The sequence below is a fragment of the Oscillatoria sp. HE19RPO genome, from assembly GCF_024220515.1.
In the GTDB taxonomy this organism is placed as follows: Bacteria; Cyanobacteriota; Cyanobacteriia; order Cyanobacteriales; family Laspinemataceae; genus Laspinema.
Genome location: NZ_JAMXOT010000346.1, coordinates 1 through 8,851 on the forward strand (window position 1 = coordinate 1; position 8,851 = coordinate 8,851).

The following is an 8,851-nucleotide window of genomic DNA, read 5'->3' on the forward strand; positions in this document are numbered from 1 at the left end:
GAACTGATGGTGGAACTAATCCTGATACAGGTGGAACCGATGGGGGAACCGATGGTGGAACTAATCCTGAGACAGGTGGAACCGATGGCGGAACTAATCCTGATACAGGTGGAACCGATGGTGGAACTAATCCTGATACAGGTGGAACCGATGGCGGAACTAATCCTGATACCGATCGCCCAGAATCTGAGAATCCCTCCACAAATTCCCCCGATGGAGTACCCCATACCAGCAGCACAAACACCTGTAACCCCATCCCTCTTGACCCCTCGCAAAACAGTGGGTGCAAATGTCCGGTTCCACCCCCGCCAGAAATTATCTTTTATGGACCCCAAGAACGACCCCCGGTGGAAATCTTCCTGTTTGGCACCGAGGAAAATGATGTCATCTTCGGGGACGATCGCCACGAAGGGATATTAGGATTTGCCGGACATGATTTTCTCTGGGGGAAAGGCGGTACCGATGTGCTGTATGGCGATACCGGCGATGATTATATGCTGGGAGGCGTTGGCAGCGAGTACCCCGTAGGTCCTGGCATCGATCGCGATCGCATCGAAGGCGGCAAAGGCAATGATTTCATCAACGGCAACGAAGGCAACGATACCCTCTATGGTGGTCGCGCCAATGATATCATCCACGGCGGCAAAGACGATGATCTCATCTTTGGTAACCTAGATAACGATATCTTGTATGGTGACCTCGGCAATGACACCATTCTCGGAGGAAATGGCAGCGAAACCCCCATCGGTCCTGATGGCGATCGCGATGTAATCTTCGGAAACCGAGGCAATGATCTGATCAATGGCAACGAAGGCAACGATACCCTCTACAGTGGCAAAGATGACGATATCGCTTACGGTGGCAAAGACAACGACCTGATTTATGGGGACCTTGGAAACGATATCCTCATGGGAGACTTAGGAGATGATAGTTTATTCGGCGGTACCAGCGATCCCAATGTCCCCGATATTGGGGGACGAGACTTGATTTATGGCGGGGATGGCAATGACTTCATCAACGGCAATCAAGGGGATGATACCCTGCATGGCGGTAATGGTAACGATACCATTCATGGCGGCAAAGATAATGATATTCTGTGCGGGTCCGCTGGAGACGACCTCTTATTTGGAGACTTAGGCGATGATACCCTCTATGGTGGGGATGGCAACGATACCATCCGAGGCGGCATCGGCAGCGATGTCCCCCTTGGTCCTGAAGGCGATCGCGACTTTTTCTGCGCCGGTGCCGGGGATGATTGGTTAGAAGGCAACGCCGGTAACGATACCCTAATTGGCGGCAGCGGCAATGATACCTTGTATGGCGGCAAGGATGATGATCTCCTTTATGGCAGTGACGGGGATGATTTCCTCAGTGGCGATTTTGGGAATGATACCTTAACTGGCGGTACTGGACGCGATCGCTTTGTCGTGCAAGCAGGTTTCGGGACCGATACCATTACCGATTTTACCCCGGGAGAAGACTGGTTTGTGTTAGGTCAGGGATTAACCTTTGATTTGCTCAACTTCTTTGCTGACAATTGTGGGACGGCGATCGCATTAGGCGATGAAGTTCTGGCGATCGCCAAGGGAATAGAACCGGAGACGATGGTTGCTGAGTATTTTAGTCTTCTCACGTAACTTTCCCGATGAGAAGCGGCGATCGCCTGAATGGAGGTCAGTCTTTCCTCCGATGCAGGCGATCGCCACCTGCCATTCAACGAGGATCAACAAAATGAGTCTGATCTGTGCAAAATCTCCATCCCCTTAACCCAAAACCCCCCTCAAGGCGATCGCCAGTCCAATGGCGGCGATCGCCCCAATCGTGGTATTAATAATATTCACCACCTCATTGGTCATCCAACTCACTTGTTCCTGAATCGTCGCCCCAATCACACTCTCTAAATTCGTCGCAATAAATGCCGCGATCGCACATAACCCCACCCCAGTCACATCAATCAACCCCACCACATACCCCACCAAGGCAACGGCGACTGATGCCACCACCCCGGCGATCGTCCCCTCCAGAGAAACCGCCCCCTCGGTCCCCTTCGGCACAGGTTGCAACGTCGTAATCAAAAACGTCCGCTTGCCGTACACCTTCCCCACCTCACTCGCCGTCGTATCCGACAACTTCGTACTAAAACTCGCCACATACCCCAACCACAGCAACGGCACAATTCCCGCCCAATCCAACCCTTGCACCCCCAACACCCCCACAGCACAAACCGCTGCTGTCAATGCCGAACCCCAGACATTTTCCGGTCCCCGGGCCCCCGATCGCTTCTCCGCAATTCCCTCCGCCTCCTTCTGCGCCATCCCAATCCGCGTCACTGCCGAACCCACAATAAAATAAAACCCCACCACCAAATATCCGGGCCCACCCAAGGCCCCCCAAATCAGCACCCCCAAAATCCAAGCATGGATAATTCCTGCCGGAGTCAGCAACTTTTTGGGTAAAAAATAAACAATCGTTAACAAAACCGTATTTAATCCCACTGCCACCAGCCAAGGATTCAATAACGCGCCATAATTAAACATAAATTCTTCTGTTGGCATCTTAAATCACCCCTCATGAACAATGTCTTTTTTCATCTCGCCTTTCCCGTTACCGACATCCCCAAGACTAAAGAATTTTATGCTCAAGGTCTCGGTTGCCAAGTCGGGCGCGAATCTCATACTGCTGTTATTTTAAACCTCTATGGCAATCAACTCGTTGCCCATGTCACCAAAGACCCCATCACCCCCCAAAAAAGCATTTATCCGCGTCACTTCGGTTTAGTCTTTGAAAATGAAGCCGATTGGGAAACCCTATTAGAACGCGCCCAAAACCATCAACTCCTGTTTCGCGAAGAACCGAAACGACGGTTTCCCGGTTCTCCCTTAGAACATCGCACGTTCTTTTTAGAGGACCCATTTTATAATTTACTGGAGTTCAAATATTACGCCCATCCCGAGGCAATTTTTGGCAGTGCAGAATTCACCGAAATTGGCGATCGCACTTAATCCTTTCCTCCAGTGAATCCCCTCTGCCTATAACAATCCACAGTCAGGGCAATTGATAAATTGCCCTGACTCTCTCCCCAAAAATTAATTGAACTTGTTCACTTATGGCTACCCCCGATTATAGAAATTACGTCCAATTCTGGTATTGAAAAGCGTCGGCACTCCGCAACGCTAATGGTGTAGCGCACATCACCAACGCCATTTCGCATATCGGCTTCAATAATTCTGGGAAAATCTCCCTCTACTTTGAAATAGTTAACTTCTCGCAGGGTATAGCCAATTTGTTCATAGTAGGGAATATGCATATCCAGATAGCCAACTTCAAAAAGGAGTATTTCTAACTCTTCCTTGGCTATAGGATCGTTTTCGAGAAGCGATCTAAGACTGGTGACTATCTCCGGTAGAGATTCACCTCGTTCTTGTCTAGCATCAAGGGATAAGTGCAGTAAAATCAGTGTGCCAGTGCCAGTATCATCTAGTTGCCGTTCGCTAGAAATCGTTAGTTTTTGATGCTGCTTGGTGGCAGTAGTTTTAACTTCAACAGCACAGTTTTGAAACTGGAAATCCTGCTGAGTTCCTTTTGCACCTGTCCAGCATTTAACTCCTTGACGAGAGCCAATTTGAGGAATAACAATCTGCCGCAAAAACCAGAGTTCACCATATAGTCCTTGCTGTTCTGCTTGGCTGAGTCCTTCGGGGTTATGTTTTTCTAAAAATGCTTGCCATCGCCGCAGACGGGTAAAGAATGCCGCAACAGCATTTTCTTCATCCGCAATCGGAGCAATTGTATCAACAATATCCTGTACTAATGTTGTAAAGATATCGCTGTAACGCGAGTTAATCAATACCAGTTGCAAGGCGATATGGGCATCATCATCATTTTGCAACGCTACACGCCTCACCTCAAAGCAGTTGGAATTCGGAATAACAGAAATTTTGCTGATTGATTTATGCTTCACCCGCATCATCAGCAACCGTGCATTAGAAGGTCTCTCAATAGCGAGATAAACATCGTATGTAACCTCTGGCAATAAGCGGCGGGTGATATAGCCAGAAGGTACATTTGCAGTATCTTCCTCCAGTAGTTTCCAAGTATTTTGCACCATCATGGCTGACCAAATTCCTCTTGCCAGTAAACATTGTTAACCTTATATTCAACCATCTCGGCTGTGTCGCTATTGGGGAAACTCATCACAAAACCGATAACAGGGATTTCCGAATGGATGGGTTCTGGATCTAGTGGATAAAGCAGCAGTAAACCGTTCTTGGGTGAACGATTGGAACGCAGAATTTTTCCATCAGGCGTCTTACTGGAACTTGGCTGTTTACCTGTTTCTGCTCGCCGCCGCTGGGTAATTTCGAGAATTTCGTTACGAGTTTTTTCAGAGAGATCGATCCATTCATCGGTTGGACTCAGGAGGCGAGATCTGCTGAGTCGATATTTCTGAGAAGATTCAGGAGATGCATCCTTACGCCAAGTTAAACCCACTTCATTTCCGGCAAGATTTATCTTATTTTGGGCTCGATTATTTGATATAAGGACGACTGTCCAAGAGGTTAGTTCATTATGGGGTATTTGAGCCTCAATGTATTTGACAAGGTAAGAAGTATTTGCGAGTTTACAATTATCGTGAGACTGATAGCCTGACAGAAACTCAATGACTTTTTCTGGAGGAACCTTCGCCCAGATATAGTTATGCTTTTCTTGTCTGGTATATGAGCCAAGACTTATCAGTAGTTCTTCAGTAACTTCAAGGTTTTGCTGGTTTTTATTTTCATCCTTGTAGAAGAGGGTAGTTTCACTCAGGCTTCTGGTGTAGGACAATTGCATCACAGTGCCTGTCCTCATCTTATTCGCTCCAGTAATTACCAAACCTTGCGGGTGCGTACGAACTTTTAGCCCAAATTTATCAGGTGTTTCTCCTGCCTCAGCCATGTAGTCAAACTCCTGCCGGAGTTCTTCACTGGCAACAGTGATATGTTCGTACCATTCAATTAGCTCATCAGTTGTGTACAATCGGCAAAGGTCGAGATATCCTGGTCTGTATCCAAACCACCGACCCATTTGCATCAAGGTGTCGTACATCTTTGAGGAGCGAAGATAATAGCTGACGCTCAGACCTTCTAATGTCAAACCACGAGACAGTTTATCACCGCCGATCGCAATTACACTCAGCCCATTCTTATGTTCCCAGTAATCTAGTACATCCTTTGCTGTTCCGTTGATTTTCTTAATCTGGATTTTAGAGGCAGCCCGATGTAGTAAAGGTTTAACTTCTTCCCAAAAAACTGAAGTTATTTTGGGATCAGGTATGGATGAGAGTATGGATGAAGTAGTTGGCACAAAGTCATCTTTCCATAACTGCTCAAATTCTTCCTCTAACTTTGGTGCGTTGCTGTCGCCAGATCGCAGTTGTTTTTGTAGCAAAGTCAACTCCTTTTTGACTTGCTTTGCCACCTCAGATTGAACAGCCGTAAAACGGGTAACATGAACTAGCATTGAGTTGTGTTCGCTCTCTTGCCCTCGCGCAATTCTTGCAGAACAACAAAGAATAAACGCCCTAATTGCCTCCTTGAGAGATTCTGGAAGTTCACCCGTAACGTGGTCTTTTTTATGCTTGTCTGGCATCCATTCTTTTTGGTCATCCACTGATCTGATTATCGGCAAAGATTTTGAGGCTTCAAGACCAATTGCTGAGTCCGTTTCTAGTCCAAATACCTGAACTGGGCCGATATAGTTTGATGGTGCAGGGAGGTTGATAATGAAACTACGTGGAAAGAGATCGTCTCCGAATTCAGGATTTTTTTTATCTATATCTGGGGATATAAAAATGTTAGCAAATGGTGTGGCTGTGTACCCCAAATAAGCACTCTTTTCAAAACTATCAAGTAACTTCCGGATGGATCCATTAATTGCTGAAACATCATACTCTTCCTGCACTGTGCCATTTTCATCGAATAGTGGAGTATTTGTGTTGATCGAGGCATTGTCTGCCTCGTCATCAATGACAAGTAAGGGAACTCCTCTGACAATCCTTTTTCCTGACTTCTCATCTTTTTCACCATGACGGAAAGCCCATTGGAGGAGATTTTTGAGTACAGTTGTATTCTTTTTGACAACAAACAACAGTGGATTTCCACCCCCTGCTGCTACCCCAAACTGACCTGCTACTCTTTTGTTAAAATCACCATTATTGGCACTGTTTGTAGCTGAATCAGCAATCAGTCTCTTTCCAACAGGAATTAGCCCTACTCCAATTGCGGAATTCTCTTGAGTCGAAGCTCTGTGTAGTTGTGAATCATATCCGAGAAAACCTTCATCCAAACGAAGTTGCGTTTGGCTCCGCAAGCTGTTCTGAATACCAGCAAGCACAATGATCAGTTTATATCCCGCATCAACTGCCTTGCAGATCAGACCAATATAGTTTGCTGTTTTCCCAGACTGAACCTGTCCAACAACCATCCCTCTTCGATCCCAAGCTCCTGAACGCAGGGGATTCTCTAGGCGTTCAAGAATAGAATCTGTCAATTGGTCTAAGCCTTGGGTAGTCGCTGGTGCCCAACCCTTTTCTTCCTCCAAATAACGTACATAACGGTTCCAGAAATCCCAATGGATTTCACTGTTGAGGTCAGCCAACCAAGGGAGGTGACCTTCTTTATTTTCTAGTATAGTACCTACACCCATCCTGGTATTAAAAAGACTTTCAAGTTCCCGGACGAGTTTTTCCTCATCTACCTCAACGGCATGACCCTGTTGGCTAGTTGTGATAGAATCAACGGCAATTTTGACTTGTTCTTGAATGATTTGCCGTGTGGGTGTCTGTTCACCCTTCAATAGAGCTTGAGCTACCAGACGAGCTCTATCATAGTCGTTCATTTTATATATTCTCCTTTTTCTACTTATTAGTTGTGAAATGTACTTGAGGTCTACCTAAAGCTAGGTTAACACCCGTCGGACTGAGCCTCATAGTAAGCTTGTACTTGTTTTACAATTGGTTTAGCGATCGCTTCAGCTAAAAGAGGTGGTACAGAATTTCCCACTAGCTCAAACATTCTCGTCATAGGTGCATCAAATACAAAATTATCGGGGAAGCTTTGAAGTCTAGCAGCCTCTCTTACAGAAATACTTCTGGTTTGTTTTGGATGAATATAGGCCAAACAATCTTTCTGCATATGTGCCGTTAGGGTCCATGAGGGCTGATCCCAGTGCAAGCGTTTGTACTTATCTTTAAAAATCTGATCGCTGTAACGTTTTAATTCATCAGGGATATCTTTATATTTACCTCCTTGTGGCATGATGTTAAATATATGTAAATCTTTATCATTATGCGAACGACAAAAATGATTCATTACCGTCTTTTTAGAATCAATTCTCATGAGTTTTTGATACTCAGACCGAGGCGAAAATTTGTAAGATTTAGGAGAGTCACTTTGCTTGGGTGCAGTGCTTTTCCTTTTCAAAGGTAAACACAGAGGCTCCAATGCTGGTAAATCTCCAATGGCTTCGCCTACTGAGATAGGTATAACTGTATTTGGCTCAGGAAAATCAAAAGCTAAATTTGTATCTTTTCGTCTGCCTACAATGAATAAACGTTTGCGAACTTGAGGAACCCCGTAATCAGAAGCAGTTAAAATTTTATAGCTAATATCATACCCTGGATAATCAGAATTTTTTATTTCCAAGCCATTTTCTAAGTCACTTATTAAAGTAGGAAATATCCAGTGATTAAGAAGATGATTTACATTTTCTATTACAAAAAACATAGGCTTATAATATTCAAGAAATCGGATAAACTCTTTGTACAAAAAGTTTCGTGTGTCCGTCTCAATATTTTTGCCTAATGACTTCATTTTGCCAATCCCTACTACTGAAAAAACTTGACAGGGTGGCCCTCCTATTAAAATATCAATTTCTCCTGGCGCAAACCCCAGCTTACTCAAATCAGTAATAGATTCAATAGGCCCAGCATCACACTTCACTTTACACTCAGGAAAATTTCTATGATGAGTTCTTATGGCATGAGGATTTTTATCAATTCCCCCTAATATTTCACAGCCAGCCTTTTGAAAACCTAGAGTCATTCCACCTGCCCCGCAAAAAATATCAAGTACAGTAGGTAATTTTATATTTTTACTTACTGGCCTAACTTTTTGAATCATATAAAAAACTGTACTGCCTTTAATAATATTGGTCGTAACCGCTCAAGCGCTGTAGGTTGACAATCTGTAATAAAAAATTCAAAACACCTATTATCAAGAAGACTCTCCATAGATTATGAGATTTTTTGAACAAAAAAAACAACCTGAACAACAATTGAGAACCCATAATGAATACTGTACAACAATCCCATCATTTTGTCTAGATTGAGGGCTTAAAACAATAATATCGGCTTTTTAGGGTATTAGGTTATAAGATGCGCTTATGTTTAACCTAAAAAGCTGGCCCGACAATGCTTTCAGATTGTAAGATTCCAATAGGTCAAATGCAAGACCCCAGCGGACTGCAAACCCTGAAAACGCGCCCCAGCAAACACCAGAGATTTATATTATAAAAACTTATCACCGCTCACGCTAAACAGCAGCATAAAATTATTGGGCAAGAGCTCTAAAAAAGGACAAGGCATTGCCTTGTCCTTTTGCTCCCTTGTAAAATTGGCATAAAAAGGCGGTCAGATTGGCGATCGCATTCACCATCTCTATCCACTTAGAGAGTTCCACAAAATAAAATCTGCAAAGCTTAGGGAGCATTATAGAGGATGTCTACAAACCATTTACCCAAGTTGTACTGATTGTCTGGCTCTATGTTTATAAAACGAGTGAGCTTGGTTTCCAGCTCTTTCATCGCTTTA

General features: G+C 44.5%; 6 protein-coding genes and 1 pseudogene. 2 read left to right on the top strand and 5 right to left on the bottom strand.

The features are described from left to right. Positions 1 to 1,637 (top strand): annotated as a pseudogene (locus NG833_RS26100) (calcium-binding protein); the annotation flags it as partial. 126 nt (positions 1,638 to 1,763) lie between these two features. Here the strand turns inward: NG833_RS26100 and NG833_RS26105 are convergent. Then, entirely contained in the window at positions 1,764 to 2,555 is a 792-nt protein-coding gene (locus NG833_RS26105) for a TIGR00297 family protein (RefSeq protein ID WP_254568198.1), read from the bottom strand. A 15-nt stretch (positions 2,556 to 2,570) separates the two neighbouring features. On the opposite strand from NG833_RS26105, the gene NG833_RS26110 reads away from it, so the two are divergent. After that, on the top strand, positions 2,571 to 3,002 hold the full coding sequence (locus tag NG833_RS26110; protein WP_254568199.1) for a VOC family protein: 432 nt from the start codon (positions 2,571 to 2,573) through the stop codon (positions 3,000 to 3,002). 98 nt (positions 3,003 to 3,100) lie between these two features. Here NG833_RS26110 and NG833_RS26115 read toward each other — a convergent pair whose 3' ends face one another. The 4 genes from NG833_RS26115 to NG833_RS30645 form a co-directional block, all read right to left on the bottom strand. Further along, on the bottom strand, positions 3,101 to 4,111 hold the full coding sequence (locus tag NG833_RS26115) for a PD-(D/E)XK motif protein (protein ID WP_254568200.1): 1,011 nt from the start codon (positions 4,109 to 4,111) through the stop codon (positions 3,101 to 3,103). Beyond that, positions 4,108 to 6,879, bottom strand: a complete 2,772-nt coding sequence (locus NG833_RS26120; protein ID WP_254568201.1) for a Z1 domain-containing protein — start codon at positions 6,877 to 6,879, stop codon at positions 4,108 to 4,110. Before NG833_RS26120 ends, NG833_RS26115 begins: the two co-directional genes overlap by 4 nt. 65 nt (positions 6,880 to 6,944) lie before the next feature. Continuing rightward, complete coding sequence (locus tag NG833_RS26125; RefSeq protein WP_254568202.1) at positions 6,945 to 8,162, bottom strand: DNA cytosine methyltransferase; 1,218 nt, start codon at positions 8,160 to 8,162, stop codon at positions 6,945 to 6,947. Between the two features lie 429 nt (positions 8,163 to 8,591). Further along, on the bottom strand, positions 8,592 to 8,720 hold the full coding sequence (locus NG833_RS30645) for a hypothetical protein (RefSeq protein ID WP_256556167.1): 129 nt from the start codon (positions 8,718 to 8,720) through the stop codon (positions 8,592 to 8,594). Positions 8,721 to 8,851 lie beyond the last annotated feature (131 nt).

Coding starts and splice junctions, on each gene's coding strand:
- NG833_RS26115 (WP_254568200.1), bottom strand. CDS start 4,111: ATGATGGTGCAAAATACTTGGAAACTACTGGAGGAAGATACTGCAAAT.
- NG833_RS26120 (WP_254568201.1), bottom strand. CDS start 6,879: ATGAACGACTATGATAGAGCTCGTCTGGTAGCTCAAGCTCTATTGAAG.
- NG833_RS26110 (WP_254568199.1), top strand. CDS start 2,571: ATGAACAATGTCTTTTTTCATCTCGCCTTTCCCGTTACCGACATCCCC.
- NG833_RS26125 (WP_254568202.1), bottom strand. CDS start 8,162: ATGATTCAAAAAGTTAGGCCAGTAAGTAAAAATATAAAATTACCTACT.
- NG833_RS26105 (WP_254568198.1), bottom strand. CDS start 2,555: ATGCCAACAGAAGAATTTATGTTTAATTATGGCGCGTTATTGAATCCT.